This is a genomic window from Roseofilum sp. Guam (genome assembly GCF_017746735.1).
GTDB classification, from domain to species: Bacteria; Cyanobacteriota; Cyanobacteriia; order Cyanobacteriales; family Desertifilaceae; genus Roseofilum; species Roseofilum reptotaenium.
In genome coordinates, this window is sequence record NZ_JAGHZN010000014.1 from 64,275 (window position 1) to 83,706 (window position 19,432).

General features: G+C 43.9%; 11 protein-coding genes. 5 read left to right on the top strand and 6 right to left on the bottom strand.

Annotated elements, in window-relative coordinates; genetic code table 11:
• Positions 1–10 precede the first annotated feature (10 nt).
• Positions 11–2,389 carry a DNA helicase PcrA gene (gene pcrA / locus J7529_RS06930; RefSeq protein WP_318728382.1) on the bottom strand — a complete coding sequence of 793 codons (2,379 nt, stop codon included), beginning with the start codon at positions 2,387–2,389 and terminating at the stop codon, positions 11–13.
• Between the two features lie 302 nt (positions 2,390–2,691).
• On the opposite strand from pcrA, the gene J7529_RS06935 reads away from it, so the two are divergent.
• Positions 2,692–3,522 carry an ATP-grasp domain-containing protein gene (locus J7529_RS06935; protein WP_318728383.1) on the top strand — a complete coding sequence of 277 codons (831 nt, stop codon included), beginning with the start codon at positions 2,692–2,694 and terminating at the stop codon, positions 3,520–3,522.
• A 12-nt stretch (positions 3,523–3,534) separates the two neighbouring features.
• The gene (locus J7529_RS06940; protein WP_413038827.1) at positions 3,535–3,939 is read left to right on the top strand and encodes an acyl-CoA thioesterase; all 405 of its coding nucleotides are present in this window, start codon (positions 3,535–3,537) and stop codon (positions 3,937–3,939) included.
• Between the two features lie 257 nt (positions 3,940–4,196).
• Here J7529_RS06940 and opcA read toward each other — a convergent pair whose 3' ends face one another.
• The 3 genes from opcA to fbp all read right to left on the bottom strand — a co-directional run bounded on the left by opcA (position 4,197) and on the right by fbp (position 8,245).
• Entirely contained in the window at positions 4,197–5,531 is a 1,335-nt protein-coding gene (gene opcA, locus J7529_RS06945; RefSeq protein WP_318728385.1) for a glucose-6-phosphate dehydrogenase assembly protein OpcA, read from the bottom strand.
• A gap of 84 nt (positions 5,532–5,615) precedes the next feature.
• On the bottom strand, positions 5,616–7,145 hold the full coding sequence (gene zwf / locus J7529_RS06950) for a glucose-6-phosphate dehydrogenase (protein ID WP_271943997.1): 1,530 nt from the start codon (positions 7,143–7,145) through the stop codon (positions 5,616–5,618).
• Positions 7,146–7,204: 59 nt separating this feature from the next.
• Complete coding sequence (fbp, locus tag J7529_RS06955; protein ID WP_271943998.1) at positions 7,205–8,245, bottom strand: class 1 fructose-bisphosphatase; 1,041 nt, start codon at positions 8,243–8,245, stop codon at positions 7,205–7,207.
• 409 nt (positions 8,246–8,654) lie between these two features.
• On the opposite strand from fbp, the gene J7529_RS06960 reads away from it, so the two are divergent.
• Both J7529_RS06960 and hisA read left to right on the top strand, forming a co-directional pair.
• Entirely contained in the window at positions 8,655–9,506 is an 852-nt protein-coding gene (locus tag J7529_RS06960) for an Npun_R2479 family HD domain-containing metalloprotein (RefSeq protein ID WP_318728386.1), read from the top strand.
• Between the two features lie 100 nt (positions 9,507–9,606).
• A complete protein-coding gene (gene hisA / locus J7529_RS06965) occupies positions 9,607–10,380 on the top strand; it encodes a 1-(5-phosphoribosyl)-5-[(5-phosphoribosylamino)methylideneamino]imidazole-4-carboxamide isomerase (protein ID WP_318728387.1) in 774 nt (257 codons plus the stop codon).
• A gap of 237 nt (positions 10,381–10,617) precedes the next feature.
• On the opposite strand, the gene J7529_RS06970 is transcribed toward hisA, so the two are convergent.
• On the bottom strand, positions 10,618–16,005 hold the full coding sequence (locus J7529_RS06970; RefSeq protein WP_318728388.1) for an AAA family ATPase: 5,388 nt from the start codon (positions 16,003–16,005) through the stop codon (positions 10,618–10,620).
• A gap of 295 nt (positions 16,006–16,300) precedes the next feature.
• A complete protein-coding gene (gnd, locus tag J7529_RS06975) occupies positions 16,301–17,719 on the bottom strand; it encodes a decarboxylating NADP(+)-dependent phosphogluconate dehydrogenase (protein WP_318728389.1) in 1,419 nt (472 codons plus the stop codon).
• Between the two features lie 172 nt (positions 17,720–17,891).
• On the opposite strand from gnd, the gene J7529_RS06980 reads away from it, so the two are divergent.
• A complete protein-coding gene (locus tag J7529_RS06980; protein WP_318728390.1) occupies positions 17,892–19,349 on the top strand; it encodes a Ycf66 family protein in 1,458 nt (485 codons plus the stop codon).
• The last annotated feature ends 83 nt before the right edge of the window (positions 19,350–19,432 follow it).

Here is a 19,432-nt window from a genome sequence, read left to right on the forward strand (position 1 = left end):
CAACAAGAACTTATAACTTTTGCAAAGGAACCACTTTAGGATTCAGAATTTTGCGCCCTAAACCTGTAAATTGAACCGCTACAGATTGCTGTTCTCCCTTGCCAAAAACATGGGTCACTTGTCCAACTCCAAAACTGCGATGAAGGACGCGATCTCCAACTTGCCAACCCTTGTTTTTTCCCTTAGCGTTTTTAGCCTTCGTTGCCGCCTTAGCTTCAGATTTCTTAACCGGCTTTTTCACCGTTTTATGGGGTGCGGGACTGGGGGAAGTCACTCTTGCTTGATATTGGGTCGTCCCCTTTAATAACTCGCGGGGTAATTCGCCTAAAAACTGAGATGCAGTTGCTGGTTCCCGGTTTCCCCATAACCGTCGTTCTTGGGCATGGGTTAAAAACAATTGTTCCTGAGCGCGGGTAATACCCACATAACATAAGCGTCGCTCTTCTTCCAAGGCTGCGGGGTCATCCATACTGCGGAAATTAGGAAATAAACCCTCTTCTAATCCCACTAAAAACACAATTGGAAATTCTAAGCCTTTCGCTGCATGAAGGGTCATCAAGGTCACGGCATTTTCTCCTTCTTCTAGGTTATCTAACTCCGATTGTAAGGGGGCATAATTGAGATAACTGGATAAATGGGTATCGCCAGTTTCTTCTTCATATTGGATAATGGCACTAAATAACTCTTGCAGGTTTTGTAAGCGGTTTTCGGATTCATCAGTTCCTTGATATTTTAAATCTTTGAGATATTCAGAGTCGGTTAAAATCCCTTGGGCAATGGTAGAAGCTTTTTCCGTTTCCAGACGTTCTTGCCAACGGGTAATCAGCTTATAAAAGCCCATCACTGCTTTAGTTGAGCGTCCGGCTAATGTACGCACGGAAGTTTCATCACTGATAATTTCCCATAGGGGAATCCCCAGTTCTGAGGATGCACCTAGCAGCCGATCTAAGGTGGATTTGCCAATACCACGACGAGGAACATTAATAATGCGTAATAAACTGACGGTATCAGCCGGATTGATCAATAATCTGAGATAACAAATGGCATCTTTGATTTCCTTGCGATCGTAAAACTTTAATCCCCCAACCATCCGATATTTAATATTTTGTCTTACCAATACTTCCTCAAAGGCACGAGACTGGGCATTGGTACGATACAAAATGGAAAAGCTGCCCCAATTGACATCCGGATACTTTTGTTCCAGTTGGCGCATCTGACGGATCACAAACTCCGCCTCGTCAATTTCATTATCAGCTTGGTAACAAGTAATTGGCACTCCAGAATCACGAGTGGGGCGTAATACCTTATCAATTCGCTCTTTATTATTTTGAATCAACTCATTCGCTGCTTGTAGAATATTTTCTCGCGAGCGATAGTTTTCTTCTAATTTAATCATGGTCTCGCTTTTCTGGTCTGATAAACCATCGCCAAAATCTTGTTGAAAATCCATCAAAATGGTAAAGTCAGCCATGCGGAAGCTATAAATCGATTGATCGGCATCTCCAACGACAAAAATGGAGCGACTTTGCCAATCTTTGTAGTCACGGCTTTGGACTCCTCCCGTGGCTAACAAACGAATTAAATCATATTGGGTGCGGTTTGTATCTTGATATTCATCGACTAAGATATGATGAAAGCGGTTATGCCAATAGGCTAATACTTGCTCGTTTTTTCGTAGCAAGTTCACCGGGACTAAAATTAAGTCATCAAAATCGAGGGCATTATTTTCAGCTAACCGCTTTTGATAGAGTTCATAAACTTCGGAAATTACCCGTCCCCGATAATTCGGTTGTTCTCGCTGAAAATCTTGGGGCGATAATCCCTGATTTTTGGCATTGCTAATGGCGTAACGAACGGACTTATGATTAAACTTTTTGTCATCTAGATTTAAGTCTTTGGTGACAATTTCTTTTACTAGTCCTTGTACATCCGATTCATCAAAGATAGAAAACTGTTTATCCCATTTTCTGCCTGCTTCATCCTGATATTTATCGATGTCGTAGCGTAAAATTCGAGCACAGGACGCGTGAAATGTTCCCACCCATAGAGGCTTAATATAATCTTGATAGATGCGCGATCGCAACCGCATCTGTTCGGCATCCCCCAAATCATCCCAATCTCGACCCGTAGAACTCGGAGCTAACTGCTGGGCAAACAAGCTCTCAATGCGCTCCTTCATTTCCCGCGCCGCCTTATTCGTAAACGTGACCGCCAGAATCTGTTCTGGATTCACCCGATGCTGTAGAATCAGATTAGCAATCCGATAGGTAAGGGCACGAGTCTTCCCGGAACCTGCACCTGCAACCACCAACATCGGGCCGCACAGATGCTCCACCGCCTTTCGTTGCGAAGGGTTGAGAACACTGAGAAAATCTGAAGTTTGGGTCATGAGTTGGAACAAGGCTGAATCTACGGTGAATTAAAGAGGACATTATAACATTACCTGTGTAGCTCAGGGCAATCAGAACTAAATTAGAGGGTGACTTATTTGCAATAAGTCAGTTGAGTTTTAATGTGTTCTCTTGAAGTAGTGTGAAGTTCGCGATCGCCTGTTTCTTCGCTGTATATTGGCAAAATCTATACCTTGTGCTATCATCAATTGCGGTATTCAGAGATGAAGGGAGATCTAGACCGTCTCAGGTTATCCATATTGTTCTCTACCGCTTCACATTCACTCTTTAAACACTCCTAATGTTTACCAATATTCGTCTTTTATTGGAAGCTTGTAACTCCTTAAACCTGGATTATGAGATCGTTCATCCTAACGAAAATGTGATCCAAATTAATCTTCACAAGCCCTATTTGTTTGTTAATGGATTTACTCCGATTTTAACTGGGGCTATCCTAAAAGTGGTCAAAGATAAAGACTATACTTATCATTTGCTCAAAGATCGGGTATTAATGCCGAAAACTGTTGCCTATGTTGATCCCTATGTTTCTACTTATGAAAACTATGCTATCCATAAGAATATTCCGGAAATAGTTGCGGCAATTGAAGAGACGTTTAGCTTACCGGTAATTATCAAGAAAAATACTGGATCGGGGGGAGAAAATGTATTTCTCTGTGATAAACCCTCTCAGATTGAAGAGTCCTTACAGACTATTTTTAATCTGCATGACAAAGATTATGACTATATGGCCTTAGCCCAAGAGGTGATTGAAATTGAGAGGGAATATCGGGCTGTTTTTCTGAATCAATCTTTGGTCTTACTCTATGAAAAAAATATCCAAAATGCAACTTTTACAGGGAATTTAAGTCCTCTCCATTGGGATGGCGCGCAAGCCATTCATGTGACAGATGAAGATACGATAAGCAAACTAGAAGAGTTTATTCAACCTATCTTTGAGCGATTACCGATTGACTATGGAGGATTTGATATTGCGGTGGATAAGTCTGGACAGTTATGGTTAATAGAAATCAACTCTAATCCGAATTATAAGATTTTCATTCGCGATAATCCGGAAAGGCTTGCCGTAGAAGTTTTTGAGAAGCTTTTGCAGTCTCTGATGAAGTCGGATTAAAGGACAAAAATGATGCTATTTCACTATACTCGAACGGTTCGCTTTTCAGAAACAGATGCTGCTGGAGTGGTGTATTTTACCAATCTGTTTCAGTTTTGTCATGAAGCCTATGAAGCCTCTTTAGCTGCGGCGGGGATTGACTTAAAAGAGTTCTTTTGTCAGCCGAAAATAGCTTTTCCCATTATTCATAGTGAAGCCGATTTTTATCGACCTCTAACTTGTGGAGATTGTTTGGATATTGAGTTAGTGCCGATACTTTTATCACCCAATAAATATGAAATAAACTATCAAATTAAACTAGGAGATCTTCTTGCGGCTAAAGCTATGACTCGTCATATCTGTATCGATGCTCACCAGCGCACGAGGCAACCTCTACCAAAAGTTTTGCTGAACTGGCTTCATCAATGGTCTAACTAATCACTGCAAAGATGATTTTAGTGGGTAGGGTGGGGAGGAGAATTAAGCCATGTTTTTCAACTTCTATAGCAGTGAAAGAGGTGATTAGGACAGTGAGGTTATGGTTTGAGGCAATAGGCAATAGGCACGAATTGCAATAGAAAATGTCCTAACTCTCCCTTTCTCTGCTATAGGACTCCAGCTCAACACTGAAACCTAGCCCCCATAACCTATTCCCTATTCCCCATTCCCTATTCCCTAGTGCGTAGCGCTATAGCTTATCGCAACTTCAGAATCTGGGCAGTTACGGCCAAACTTTCCTCGTATAAAACATCTCGTCCCCAGCGTTGCAGTTGTTGACTCATCATTTCTTCTGCCTTTTGATCGGAAACCGCAGTCACCTGTTCCGTGCGACTATTACTGGCACTTCCTCCCGCTTCCATCCGCATACATCCGATAGTTTCCGAACATAAAATCGTGCAACAATTAGCCTCGGGATTGCTCGAATTCAGTAAAACCCCGACTAAATCCCCTGGAATTTCGCCCCAGTCAGCAGTCGGAATACCAGCTAATTCAGCCTGAATTGTTTTATTTTCAGGGCCAGAAAATTCAATCCGTTTAATATCATAATCTCCCCCTTCATCCTGATAACCAACCGGTTGCCAACCGAGACGACTGGCTAACCATCCCAAAAACATAAAGGCTTGAGAATCATTGCCTTTTTCATAGTCAATCGTGACCCGATCGATATCGCCTAGGGAATCTCGACGTTCTGGGGGATCGAAGGTGGCGGCAGTTAATTCTTGCCAAGGATACAAGCGATGCCAATTAAGATCGGCAATATAGGTTTCTGACTCAATGAGATCGTGAATTTTCAGAAGTTCGGAATCCGGGTCACTAAAATAGCAGGAATCGACGACAATACAATTGGCTTGTTGAGCTAAATGTTGAAACAACAATTGTTCGGGATTGGGAGTGGCTTTCCACCAAACAAACTTGGGTAAATCGGGGATTAATAGAGAAGAAATTAGGTCTTTGACTCGCTCTAGGGCTTCCTTTGTCCCTCGCAGAGTAATGTATTCACAACAGATGAGGGTGCTGTTGCTACTGCTTTTTTGAATGGGACAATAGGCAGAAACTTGGGCGCTTACCCCTCGATCTTCGCCTAAAACAGGACAAAGGGTAATCACTCTACAAGGATTTTGGGAGGCGATCGCCTCACTGACACTCGATCCCCTCAAATCTACATTACTAATATCAGCAACTTGGGAAGGCGAGATCTTCCCATAATTCTCCCGCAAACCGTGCAGCGTCTGCCCATCAATGCGTCCCGTAATCCTCAGACCATAACTCATCTGAGCCTCACGAACCGCCTCCTTCATCATCGGACCATTAATACCATCAATGCAGCCACTATAGAAGCCCAAACCAGCCAACAACTGTTGGAATTCTTCCGGCTCATAAATCACCATACTAAACGTCGCCGCTCGCGTGGCCACTGGGCTAGCCTTGCCCGTATTTTGGCTCAACCAAATCTTATTCAGTTCCGCCTCAATCTCACCTAAAGAGATATCCTTCGGCTTTTGTAATGCAACAATAGGAGTAGTAGTCATGACGAGTAATGAGTAATAGGGAATAGGGAATAGGGAATAGGGAATAGGGAATAGGGAATTTCTCCGTGTCCCCTCCTCCCCGCGTCAAAGCCTCCGCCAGCGGCGACCATCTCGATTCAGTAACAACTCTGCCTCAACCGGTTCCCAGGTTCCCGCCTCATAGAGAGGAATCACCTCCGGAGGAGCAGGGGCATCCCAAACATCCAACACTGGGGTTAATACTTGCCAAGAGGCTTCCACCTCATCCCCACGGGTAAACAGAGTTTGGTCGCCTAACATACAATCAATCAACAACCGGCTATAGGCATCCGTATTCGCTTGACCGAAGGCGCGATCGTAGCGAAAATCCATATCAACCGATCGCGTCCGCAAAGAACTCCCCGGCGTTTTCACCTCAAACCGCATCGAAATCCCCTCATTCGGCTGAATTCGCATCGCCAGCACATTCGGGTTCGCCTGTTTCGCCGCCGACTGGAACATCAAATACGGCACTTCCTTAAACTGAATCGCAATCTCCGACACCTTTTTCGGCATCCGTTTTCCCGTCCTCAAATAGAACGGAACCCCCTTCCAGCGCCAATTATCAATATTCAACTTCAGCGCCGCATAGGTCGGCGTAACCGACTCCGGACTCGCACCCTCCTCATCTCGGTATCCCGGAACCTGCTTACCCTTACTCCAGCCCGACGTATATTGACCCCGAACCGCACATCGATCCAAATTGCTCAAATCCGCCAAATGGGTCGCCTGCACCACCTTTACCTTCTCATTACGAATACTATCAGCATCCAAAGAATTCGGCGGTTCCATCGCCGTCAACGAAAACAACTGCATCAAATGGTTCTGCACCATATCTCGGAGCGCCCCAGACGTTTCATAATAGCCCGCCCGTCCTTCCAAACCCACCATTTCCGCCACTGTAATTTGCACATGGTCGATAAACTGGCGATTCCACAAGGGTTCAAAAATAGCATTAGCAAACCGAAACACCAACAGATTTTGTACCGTTTCCTTACCCAAATAATGGTCAATACGGTACACCTGCTTTTCATCACAGACTTGAGTCACCACCCGATTCAACGTCCGAGCGCTACCCAAATCTCGGCCAAACGGTTTTTCAATGACCAACCGTTGCTTAGTGGGATCGTCTAACATCCCCGCATTGCCCAACTGTTGGGTTGCTTCTCCAAAGAACCGAGGGGCAACGGACAGATAAAAGACCCGGTTACCACGAGTTCCTCGTTTTGTATCTAATTCCGCTAGAAAGCTTTTGAGTTTTTGATAACTTTCCGGATTGTCAATATCTCCAGGGCAGTAAAATAGACCTTCAGCAAACTCTTTCCACAATTGCTCAGACTGAAGTCCCCCCCCAAATTCTTCCACGCCTTCGCGCATATGTTCCCGAAAAAAGTCATGGCTCCACTGACGACGAGCAACCCCCACAATGGTTAATTCTGGGGGTAGTCGTCTCTCCAATTTCATTTGGTAGAGCGCCGGGACTAATTTGCGTTGGGTGAGGTCTCCAGATGCACCAAAAATAATTAAAATCTGGGGTTCAGGAATGCGGTCTTGTTGCAGTCCAACGCGCAGAGGATTTTCTGTGAGTGTAACCATAGAGAATTAACTAGCAATAGTTGGGTGTAAGTCTAGATCTACAAAAGGTTAGTGTGGGGTTATTTGCTCTCTGAGGCATTCTTCAGGAAAGATTCGGCCAAAGCCACATTTTCTGGAGAGCCAATAATCAGAGGCGTTCTGGCGTGTAACTCTTTGGGGATCACTTCCAAGATATCTTGAGTACCTGTACTTGCCCGGCCTCCTGCTTGTTGGGCAAGAAAACCTAAGGGCGCTGATTCATACAGTAATCGTAGTTTACCCTCTGGTTTTTTCAGCGTGCCAGGATACAAAAAGACCCCTCCCTGGAATAAAATGCGGTGAAAATCACCCACTAAGGCTCCACCATAGCGGGCGGTGTATCCTTCGTGGCGGTGAACATAACGCACATACTCGCGGATGGATTCGTCCCATTGCCAAAAATTTCCTTCATTGACGCTGTAGATGGCTCCATGGCTGGGGATTTGGATATTTTCTCGGCTGAGGATGAATTCTCCTAAGCTGGGGTCTAGATTGAAAGAATGGACTCCGTTGCCTACAGAATAGACCAGCATAGTACTAGGGCCATAGAGGATGTAGCCAGCAGCAATTTGTTTGTGTCCATTTTGGAGCAGGTCGGAGGCGCTCAAATCTAAGTCCATGCCTTCTTGTTTGCGGATGGAGAAGATAGAGCCGACGTTGAGGTTAGTATCCACATTTGATGAGCCATCGATAGGGTCGTAAATCAGGGTTTGGCGACCGATGGGACAGTTTTCGGGGATGTAGTATGGCTCTTCCATTTCCTCAGAGGCGAGGCGACAGACGAGGCCACTTTGTTTGAAGACACTGATGAATACGTCATTGGCGTAGACATCCATTTTTTTGACTGATTCACCTTGGATGTTGGTCTCTCCAGTAAAGCCTAAAACGTTCTCCATCAGTCCAGCTCTGGACAGGCGACGGGAAATGAGTTTTCCGGCTAGGGCAATGCGATTCATAATCGCACTGAGGTCTTGAGCATCTGGGGAAAAGCTTTGCAGTTGTTGGAGAACATGACGAGATAGGGTTGTACAATCCCGGTCAAGGGCATGTTCTTGGGCAACTTCGACATGGGCATCAGCCATGGATTAGGTTCCTCCTAGAGCAACGGACAGGGGTGACCGCAAGGGTCTTAATGGATTGAGATGGGCTTGTTGATCATGTTAAGGAATGCGGTTACGCAATGGCTCTAAGCTTAAGGTGAACTATAGAAATGACGGCTCCAGAAGCTGGAGAGCTAATCAACTCTAGGGAGGGTTGTCCGAGGGAAGTCGGTGTAAACTTTGGGGTAAAGATTGGGAGAATTGAGGATTAAAAAAGACGATCAATTCTAGACTCAAAAGCTTAATCGTCTCCCGATCCCTAAGAAGGGAAGATGAGGGGGCGGGGAGTTGATGGAGTTGAAAACGCTCTTACCGGTATTTGAAGTTATCCTTTATAATTTATAATTAAGAAGATCCAACACCAGATGAAGGCACCTCCTCAAAGACTCTAATGTTAAATTTGACTTCTGTTGTCATTAATGAATTTTTGGTGAAGCTCCGGGATGGTTATCGCCGAACGTATGGTGGCTATAAACCGGATTATGCGGATATTATCGTTTGGGCTGGGAGTATGGCCCTAGAGAATATTGCCAATAGTGATGCCCTTTATCATAATGTGGAACATACGATTTTTGTGACGTTGGTGGGGCAAGAAATTCTTCGTGGAAAACATATTCGTGAGGGTGGAGTTTCGGCAGAAGATTGGCTTCATTTTATGATTTCTTTGCTCTGTCATGATATTGGGTATATTAAGGGGGTTTGTCGTGATGATAAGCATTCAGAGCGCTTATATGATTCGGGGATTGACAACAGTATGGTTGAGTTGCTGCCAGGGGCAACGGATGCGGCACTTACGCCTTATCATGTAGACCGGGGTAAGCGGTTTATTGAGGAGCGCTTTGGAGGTCATAAATTAATTGATGCAGAGGAAATTAAGCGCAATATTGAGTTAACTCGTTTTCCGGTTCCTAAGGATGATGATCATGCGGATACGATGAATTATCCGGGTTTGATTCGAGGGGCAGATTTGATTGGGCAGTTGAGCGATCCGCAGTATTTACAGAAGATTCCGGCTCTGTTTTATGAGTTTGAGGAAAATGGGGCGAATAAACAGTTAGGGTATGAAAATCCTGGGGATTTACGGAATAATTATCCGGCGTTTTTCTGGAATGTGGTTTCTCATTATATTCAGCCTTCGTTGAATCATTTGAAGTTGACTCAGGAAGGAAAGCAGGTGATTGCAAATTTGTATGCGAATGTTTTTCGAGTTGAACATGAGGCGCAAACGGATCGCTTTGTTTGAGGAAAGGCAAGAGGCAGTAGGTAGTAGGGGCAAAAAGTTTTTCGCCCCTACTTGTTGGGGTAGGATAGAGGGGATTTAAGGTGTTAGGAGAATACGGGTTATGGATGTGATTCCAGCGATTGATTTGCTCCAGGGGAATTGTGTGCGCTTGTATCAGGGAGATTATGAGCAAAGTCAGGTGTTTGATGAAGACCCGGTGGCGATCGCCCAACAATGGGTTGCTCAAGGAGCGACGCGCTTGCATGTGGTGGATCTCGATGGCGCAAAGTCAGGACAGTCGGTGAATTTAGAGGTGATTCGGGCGATCGCCCAATCCATCCCCATTCCGGTACAAGTGGGGGGAGGCTTGCGCGACTATGCAGGAGTGGCAAATTTGCTCTCTACCGGTGTCCAACAGGCGATTCTAGGGACGGTGGCAGTGGAAAATCCCGAACTTGTCCAACAGCTCTGTCAGGAGTTTCCAGGGCAAATTATGGTGGGTATTGATGCCCGCGATGGCAAGGTGGCGACGCGGGGATGGTTGGAAACCTCCAAAATTTCTGGGATTGAATTGGCCCAACAGTGCGCTCAGATGGGGGTTTATGGCATTATTTATACTGATATTTATCGGGATGGAACCCTGAAGGGCCCGAATATTCCAGCCTTGCGAGAAGTTGCCGAAGCGGTGGATGTACCGGTAATTGCCTCTGGTGGAGTCAGTAGCATTACGGATTTACTCAGTTTGTTGTCCCTAGAGCGTTTGGGGGTAACTGGAGTGATTGTGGGTAAGGCGCTCTATACGGGGGATGTGGTGTTAAAAGAAGCGCTACAGGCGATCGGACCAGGTCGTTTACAGGATGTTCCCCCTGATTTTGATTCGTCAGCGATGGCGTAGTGGATTTGTTCAGCTCTTATAGCGCTTTGCGCTAGGGAATAGGGAATAGAAAATGTCCTGACTATCCTTACCACTGCTATAGTTCCCATTTTCAAGGCATTTGATAGGAATGCTCTCAAAGGAAAAATTTAGGCGATCGTACCCCATAACAGCACAAAGTGCTGTAGTCATTGATTCATATACGAGACGGTTACACTGTACTCTAATAACAGCGCAAAGCACTGTATTCCCTATTCCCTATTCCTCTTCTACCGGACGTAAGGGGATTTCCACGATAAACTTAGCTCCCTCTCCCGGTTCAGAAACACAACTGAGATTTCCGCTATGTTTTTCCACCACAATTTGATAACTGATAGATAACCCTAAACCGGTTCCAGAGCCAACGGGTTTAGTCGTATAGAAAGGATTAAAGATTTTTTGGATCGTTTCCTCACTCATCCCTGGGCCATTATCAGCGATAATAACTTCTACAGATTGGCGATCTGTTACGTGAGTCCGGACTGTAATCGAGGGTTGTTGATCTTTGGAAAGTTCAGTACTGCGCTGATCTTGCATTGCATCACACGCATTGGTTAATAAATTCATGAACACTTGATTCAGTTGGGAGGCGTAGCAATTGACCTGGGGTAAATTGCCATACTCTTTAAGAATTTTAATTTCTTTCTCATTCCCCGACTCTTTGAAACGATTTTGCAAAATCAACAGGGTACTATCTAATCCATCATGAAGATTAACTGGTTTTTTATCCGCTTCATCCAGTCGGGAGAAGTTTCGTAGAGAAAGGATGATTTTACGGATACGTTCGGCTCCCACCTGCATAGAATTGAGGAGATTCTTCAAATCTTCACTCATAAAGTCGAGATCGATATCCTCAATCATATCTTCAATTTCTTCATCTGGTTTAGGATAATGGGTTTGATAGAGATCGATCAGATCCAGTAAAGCGTCAACATATTCCGTTGCAGGGGCTAGGTTACCATAGATAAAACTAACGGGATTATTAATTTCATGGGCTACTCCAGCCACCATTTGACCTAAACCGGACATTTTTTCGGTTTGGATCAGTTGGGTTTGAGTTCGTTTTAGCTCTTCTAGTGTTTGGGATAAATCTTGATTTTTCTGGTTTAATTCTTGGGTGCGCTCTTGTACTTTTTGCTCAACAGATGCATAGAGGAGGGCGTTATCCAGGGCGATTGCTGCTTGAGAGGATAAGACTTGCAGTACTTCAATGCGATCGGCAGTGAAGGCATCAGTCGTTAGGTTGTTTTCTAAATACAGGATACTAATCAGTTGTCCTTGGTTAACGATGGGGATACACAGGAGCGATTTAACCTGACGTTTAATAATGTAAGGGTCGTTAGTAAATTGTCCATTTCGACAGGCATGGCTTAAGACCACATCGGAGAGAGAGCGTTCCACATAGTTAATGACTGTAATGGGTAATTCCTCACTGGTTTCAACGGCTGTTGATTCCTCGTTAATAATCGCTTCCTCATCTACAAAAGCAGAGGCAGAAATCAGTAACTTACCTTCTTTAGGAAGTAATAAAAATCCCGATTGCGCTCCGGCATTTTCAATCAAGCTTTTCATTAAAGTGCCCAAGAGTTTATCGAAAACAATTTCACTAGAAATGGCTTGAGATGCTTTGAGAACTGTATTTAAATCCAGACTATTGGAAATCGAATTGGTAGAGGTATGAATTGTGGTATTCACATCCAATTTATCGGTTAGTTGGTTGAATTTAGCTTCTAATTGGGGATGGGCTAATTTCAGAGATGCAACTTTGCGCTTTATTCCCCATTTCTCATAATGATAGTAAGCCTCTCGCAAATGGACTAGAGCATAGGAGAGTTTCTGTTTTTGCAGCCAAAAATCAGCCGCCCGTTCATTGGCGATCGCCTGAACAGAAATCAAGTCATGCTCTGTGGCTACGGCGATCGCCTGATCGTAGAAATCAATCGCTAATTCCAGTTTATTTTGTACACGAGCTAATTCTGCTTCTACCAGTAAATACTTAGGCAAGAAATTGGCTACACAGTTTTCAGACCAAATCTTTAATTGACTTTGATTCGCTCTCACCTTGTCTAATAAGACTTCTCTTTGAGTCTCTTCTGTCATCCCATAAGCGGATAGACAGATCAATGAGGTGTAGAAATTATACTCAGGCACAGGTGAAGTCCCCAGTATGAACTGGAGCTTATCCGCGATCGTCTCACTTAGGGCTAATGCTGCCTCTAGATTTCCATACAAATATAACGTTTGCATTTTGAAAATCTGATAAATACACAGAGCAAAAATATTCTGATTTTGCTGACAAAGCTCAACATATTCCGCTTCAGTTAAACTTGGCCCATCAAAATTCAATGGCTCATTCGTTTGATCGTCTAAATTCAATAGAACTAACTGTAAACCCAGTAAAACATAAGTTACCAATTGATTCTCCGTTTTCTGAGCAAACGGTAAATATTTAAGAATCTCTTCTAAAATCTGTTCAATCGGTTTTCCTTGGACAAAGAAATTAACCGATTGATTATTCAGCACATAACCCGCATAGAGCAAATCTCCCGAATCCAGAGCCGATTGATACGCCTCATTTCCTAGCCATGTTGAATCTTTCATGGGATTAAACCAATAATTCAAAGTGCTAATTAAACAAATACCCGCCTTATAGGTTGGATGTCCCCACTTTTGATTAAGTTTATAAGCCACCCTTCCCAGATCATAGGCATTTTGGTACTGTCCAAAAATATTCACCAATAAAATGCCATAGGTGGGCAAAAAGAACGCCACTTCTGGAGCATATCCTTCCTCCAAAACCAACGTTGCCCCCTTCAGAATAATCAGCGTCCACAACTGGATATTCAGCATATAAGCTGGGGGCGCTAAATTATGCAATAACTTCACTTTGATTTCGCTGAGGGAATTCTCCATTTTGGGTTGATCCAGCAATGATAAAATGGGGCGATTTCCTAAAGCTTTACCCGCCTTATCTAATTCCTGGGGAATTATACTATCTAAATCTTCTGTTGGCAAACTAATCCCTAATATATCTAGGGCAGTACGCCCAATGTCCACCGCCTTTTGATACTGCCCTCTCAAGGTGTTTTGAATTAACAGAATATTATAAATCTCAGCTTTCTCAAAATCCGAATCAGTCTGAGATAAAACCTCTGCAATCAAAGTTTCTGATTCAGCAAAATTTCCATTCAAATATTCCACATCTGCCCGCTCTCTATACAAGGAAAATGCAAACTCATGATCGAGATCCCAAATATTTTCTGGTAGGTAACTCATTGCCTCTTTTAAATATTGAAGAGCTGCCACAAAAGCAGTGGCATCTTTAGCGCGTTTTCCTGCCTCCAAATTTAGGTGAGCTAATTCCAAGATTTCATTCTGTTCTGTTATCAAAGATCGACCAACATTCATGTGATCGACCAATTCAAAAATTCGTTCACTACGATATTCAATCGGTGTTCTTTCCAATAGCATCCTGCCAATTTCCAGATGAACCGCCTTTTTATTTGACTCGTCAATTAGAGCATAGGCTGCTTGCTGTACTCGGTCATGGGAAAATTTATAATTTAAGATTAATAACGGAGCCGTAACTAAATCCAGATCGACCAATTCTTTACCGGAATTGGGGCGGATCATTTTTTCTTGAATTGCAGGCAAGAGATCTTGAAAGGTTCCAGAGGATTCTTTTTCATAAATTAAAGACAGAGTATTTAAATCAAACTGATTCCCTAAACAAGCCGATAACCGTAAAACTTCTTGCGTTTCTTCTGGCAGTTTTCGCAACTTACCAATCATTAAATCCACTACATTTTCCGTAATACTCATGGACTCAATTTCTTCTAAATCCCAAGACCATCCACCCATAATATCCGGTTGAGGGGGGACAAACGTTAGCAGTTTTTCCTGATATAGGGTCTTGAGAAATTCATTTACAAAAAATGGATTTCCTGCCGTTTTATTTTGAACCAGTTCTGCCAAAGGCTTCACTAAGCCTTGCCCTTGATGCAAAGTTTCAGAAATTAATTGGCTAATTTGATTGAGCTTCAGATTTTCTAAATGGATATGATTAATAATCACAGATTGAATCCGCAGGGAATCAACCACCATCATCAGTGGATGACTAGGACTCACTTCATTATCTCGATAAGCTCCAATTAAGAAAAAATACTGAACATCTGCTTCCGTTAGCATCAGTTCAATCAATTTCAGAGTTGCAGAATCAGCCCATTGTAAATCATCTAAAAAGATCACTAACGGATGTTCTGGACGGCAGAAAATACGAATAAAATTTTGAAAAACAAAATTAAATCGATTTTGAGATTCTGTAGGTCCTAATTCTATAACGGGAGGTTGGGGTCCAACAATATATTCTACTTCCGGAATCACATCAATAATGATTTGACCATTTGGACCAAAGGCTTCTAAGAGCTTTTTTTTCCATTTTCTTAAGTTATCTTCACTTTCAGTCAGCAATAAATTGACTAACTCGGAAAACGCTTTGACAATAGCATAATAAGGAATACTCCGTTGGAACTGATCAAATTTACCTAAGATAAAATAGCCATTTCTATGGGTAATAGGATTATAGATTTCTTGAACTAAAGCAGATTTACCGATTCCGGAATATCCACTAATGAGCATAAATTCTTTATGACCATCAGCGACTCGCTCAAAAGCGGCTAACAACGTATCGACTTCCTTATCTCGTCCATAGAGTTTTTCTGGGATTTTAAATGTATCCGAAATATCTTGTTCCCCTAAGGGAAATGGATCGATCTGGTCATTATCTTTCAGATTGACTAAACATTGTTCTAAATCTGCGAGTAATCCCCAACTGCTTTGATAGCGCTCTTCTGCATTTTTGGCTAATAGCTTCAGCACTAAGTCAGAGACAACTTGGGGAATTTCAGCATTAACGATATGGGGAGCAATGGGTTGCTTGGCAATGTGACAATGGATGAGTTCCATTGTTTCCTTGCTTTCAAAGGGAAGCTTGTGGGTGAGCAACTCATAAAAGGTGGCTCCCAATGAATAGAAATCTGTGCGATAGTCTAAGCTCCGATTGAGTCTTCCGGTTTGCTCAGGAGACATATAGGCTAAGGTTCCTTCAATCGTCGGAGCATGACCGGATGATGAAGATTCTCGATTAAAGGTGACAGATATACTTAAATCGACCAGTTTGACTTCTCCTGTGGCGGGATTAAAGATAATATTGCCTGGATTGATATCTTTATGAATAATACTCGCTTGATGTAAATCGCCTAAGCTTTTGACAATCCGAATGGCTAAGTTGAGAAATCCTAAAAGCGTAAATTTCTGAGACGCTAATAACTGTTTTAAGGATTCTCCTCCAAAATCCTCTAAGACCATCACTAAAGCGTTTTGATAGCTTTCTAGAGTATAAGCCTTAACTAGACTTTCTCGATTGAGCTGATTGAGGAGTTGAAACTCTTGCTGGTATCGATTGCGCTCCTCTACTGTGGGATAATCTGCTTTGAGTACCTTCAAAATGACGGGCAGATTCGTTTTTTGTTGACAACCCCGATAGACTACTGTTTTGTCACTTTCGTAGATCTTAGCAAGAATTTGGTAGCCGCTTAGATTGATCATAATCAAACACTCTAAATCGCTTTGGGGAAGTACGGATAAGATACCCTGGGTAAAGAAGAAGCGGACGACCCGAAGCGATCGCCTCCACTCTAGATCAAGATTACCTCACCAATTTAGCAAAATATAGTCCTGCACGCTGGTAATAGGAATGAGTTACCCGTTAAGCTTGTAAAGTTGGTTGGTAAGAGGGAGGGAATAGGGAATAGGGAATGGCTGGTTTTGCTCTTTCCTTGAACCATTCATAAATTTAGACATGATGTAGGGACAAACGGCCGTTCGCCCCTACAAGAGGGTTCTAGCTCATCCACTGACTATGGAAAAACTCTCCTCTCGGACGGTCAATCCGCTCATAAGTATGAGCGCCAAAGAAATCCCGTTGTGCTTGAGTCAAATTCTGGGGTAAAGTCGCACGACGATAACTATCAAAGTAATCCAAAGACGCACTAAATGCTGGTACTGGAATCCCCAACTGACAAGCCAGACCCAACACTTCCCGCCAAGCTTGCTGACGGTCTAAAATAGTTTGCTTGAACTCAGGAGCAAGCAACAAATTGGGCAAACTAGGATTATCCTTAAATGCCACCTTAATCTTATCTAAGAAGCCCGCGCGAATAATACACCCGCCTTTCCAAATACGGGAAATTTCGCTCAGATTCAACTCATAGCCAAACTCTTGAGAAGCCTTACTCAGTAGAGCCATCCCTTGAGCATAGGAACAAATTTTAGAGCAATAGAGAGCATCTCGAATTTTAGGAATAAATGCTTTGAGATCTCCATCGTACTGACCACTTGGCCCGGTTAATTCCTGAGACGCAGCTACCCGTTCTTCCTTATAAGAAGACATAATGCGGGCATTCACGGCTGCGGTAATTGTGGGAATACTCACCCCCAACTCTAAAGAAGTGACGACAGTCCACCGTCCCGTTCCTTTTTGACCGGCTGCATCTACAATTAGATCGATCAGATGCTGGTTGGTTTCCGAGTCAATTTGTTTAAAGATATCCCGGGTAATCTCAATTAAAAAGGAATTGAGTTCCTCCGTTTCATTCCACTCCTTAAACACTTCATGGAGTTCAGGATTGGTTAAACCTACCGCATTTTTCAGCAAATCATAGGCTTCAGCGATTAATTGCATATCGCCATACTCAATGCCATTGTGAACCATTTTCACATAATGACCTGCGCCCCCTTTGCCAATAAAAGTGACACAGGGACCATCATCCACTTGAGCCGCAATTTTGGTCACAATGGGTTCCAACTCTTGGTAAGCGGTTGGAGTTCCCCCTGGCATTAAGCTAGGACCATTGAGTGCTCCTTCTTCACCGCCACTGACTCCCATGCCTACAAACCCTAATTTCGAGGCTTCGAGATCTTTGGTGCGGCGTTCGGTATCTTCATAAAGGGAGTTTCCGCCATCGATAATCATATCCCCTTCATCCAGTAAAGGCTTGAGGCTATCAATTACGGCATCAACTGGTTTACCCGCTTTCACCATAATCAAAATTTTGCGGGGGCGATCGAGTTTTTGTACAAATTCTTCCAGAGTTTGGGCAGCTAAGAAATTTTTCCCCTTGGCTCTGGTGGCCATAAACTCTTCAGTTTTGGCATAAGTTCGGTTATAAACCGTTACCGGAAACCCATTCCGTTCCACATTCAGGGCCAGGTTTTCACCCATAACCGCAAGGCCAATTAGACCAAAACTTGGCTGTGTCATAAGATTATGTACTCACGTAACCAACAATTGCTTGCCATAACAGCAAATTATCTACAAGGTTAGCCCGATCTTTAAAATTGTCCCGTAAAGAAGAGATTAAGTCTGGGCCGTCACGGTAAAATGACCCTATAGGCTGTAGACAAAGAATTTAGAAACAGAGGGTTCAGCAGACATGGCACGAATTCTGGCATTAGCCGTTGGCTTAGGAAGTTTCGCCTTTTATATGGCATTCTTCTTTTTTCCAGAGGTTTATCGGCGTAAAAGTGATTTTATCTGGAGTGGGTTAGGCTTTCTCTATGCTCTAACCCTATGGTTTTGTGCCGGACGGTTTACGGGTGCGGTGATGCTCGGCCAAATGGCTGCTGTTCCTCTGTTGTTGTATCTAGGTTGGGAAACTTTAACCTTACGTCGCCAATTAACCCCTGCTGGTCAACAAACCCCTGTGGAGGGGGAACAGTTAAAGCAGAATGGCTTAGGCGCTTTAAATCGTTTCTTGAAGAGGTCTCCTGCTCCAGAGGTTGCTGTCCCTACCCCTGAAACACCAGAACCGGAAACTCCTGTTACTGAAGAAGAAACGGTGAGTGAACCAGAACTGAGTGTGGAGGAATTGCCCGTTTCGGAGCCTGAACCTGCCGAATTACCGGTTTCGCCAGAACCTGAATCTCAGCCAGAACCAGAGGTGGCGCAAGGGGGAGCTGAATCGAAAGATGAAGAGATAGGGGAGATAGAAACAATTGAGGAAATCGAGGATCAAGGGGCGATCGCCCCAGATGCTCCGGATGAGAGTACGATAGAGTCGGAGCCTGAGCCTGATCAATTTGAGGAATCCTCTGAACCCGTTGTTCCACCAACGCCCGTTCCTTCATCATCTCCGACTCCTCCACAACCGAAATCGAAAACTCTATCGGGGTTATTCGGTTTCTTTGATAGTCTCAAAAGTCGATTCCAAAAGTCGAAGCCTTCGGAAATGTCTTCTTCAGATGCAGAAACTTGGACTGAAGAAGAGCCAGAGTTATCAACGCCAATACCAGAAGCCTCAGAAGCCGTAACTGAGGAACCCGTCGCTGAAGCGCCAGAAACGCCAGAAGCTGAAAGTGTAGAGGAACCTGTCGCTGAAGCGCCAGAAACGCCAGAAGCTGAAGCTGAAAGTGTAGAGGAACCCGTCGCTGAAGCACCAGAACCTCCCGAAGCTGAAAGTGTAGAGGAAACCGTCGCTGAAGCGCCAGAACCTCCCGAAGCCGAAAGTGTAGAGGAACCTGTCGCTGAAGCACCGGAAACCCCAGAACCTCCCAGCCCAGAAGAAGCGCAAGCACCAGAAAAACAGCCCACAGAAGAGACTGACGCATCCGTTGCACCTGCTGAACCGGAGACCGTGCCAGACGAGGAAATTCCCTCAGAAGAGCTTTCTGAACCGGAAAATGACGAAATGCCACCTCCTTCAGGTTCAGACTTGCCAGAGACTGTTTCAGAATCTTCTGAGGAGACGAAAGAAGAGGGAGTGGAGTCCTCTATAGAAGCGGAAACTGAAGCAGCGTCAGAAACCCATGAAGAAACCGAACCCGAATCGACAGACTCTCAGGAGAGCAAACCCTCTCGTTCTCGGTCTTCAAGACGTAAAAAACGCAGATAACGGCTGATAAACTTTTAATTCGGGGAACACTATTGTCGTGCAAACTCGATAAACTTCCCTGTTAAAATCTGACTACAGACTCA

What these genes read in the sequence shown, in the direction of transcription:
- opcA (WP_318728385.1), bottom strand. Translation starts at nt 5,531, where the DNA reads ATGACTACTACTCCTATTGTTGCATTACAAAAGCCGAAGGATATCTCT.
- pcrA (WP_318728382.1), bottom strand. Translation starts at nt 2,389, where the DNA reads ATGACCCAAACTTCAGATTTTCTCAGTGTTCTCAACCCTTCGCAACGA.
- J7529_RS06980 (WP_318728390.1), top strand. Translation starts at nt 17,892, where the DNA reads ATGGCACGAATTCTGGCATTAGCCGTTGGCTTAGGAAGTTTCGCCTTT.
- gnd (WP_318728389.1), bottom strand. Translation starts at nt 17,719, where the DNA reads ATGACACAGCCAAGTTTTGGTCTAATTGGCCTTGCGGTTATGGGTGAA.
- J7529_RS06940 (WP_413038827.1), top strand. Translation starts at nt 3,535, where the DNA reads ATGCTATTTCACTATACTCGAACGGTTCGCTTTTCAGAAACAGATGCT.
- J7529_RS06970 (WP_318728388.1), bottom strand. Translation starts at nt 16,005, where the DNA reads ATGATCAATCTAAGCGGCTACCAAATTCTTGCTAAGATCTACGAAAGT.
- fbp (WP_271943998.1), bottom strand. Translation starts at nt 8,245, where the DNA reads ATGGCTGATGCCCATGTCGAAGTTGCCCAAGAACATGCCCTTGACCGG.
- J7529_RS06935 (WP_318728383.1), top strand. Translation starts at nt 2,692, where the DNA reads ATGTTTACCAATATTCGTCTTTTATTGGAAGCTTGTAACTCCTTAAAC.
- hisA (WP_318728387.1), top strand. Translation starts at nt 9,607, where the DNA reads ATGGATGTGATTCCAGCGATTGATTTGCTCCAGGGGAATTGTGTGCGC.
- J7529_RS06960 (WP_318728386.1), top strand. Translation starts at nt 8,655, where the DNA reads ATGTTAAATTTGACTTCTGTTGTCATTAATGAATTTTTGGTGAAGCTC.
- zwf (WP_271943997.1), bottom strand. Translation starts at nt 7,145, where the DNA reads ATGGTTACACTCACAGAAAATCCTCTGCGCGTTGGACTGCAACAAGAC.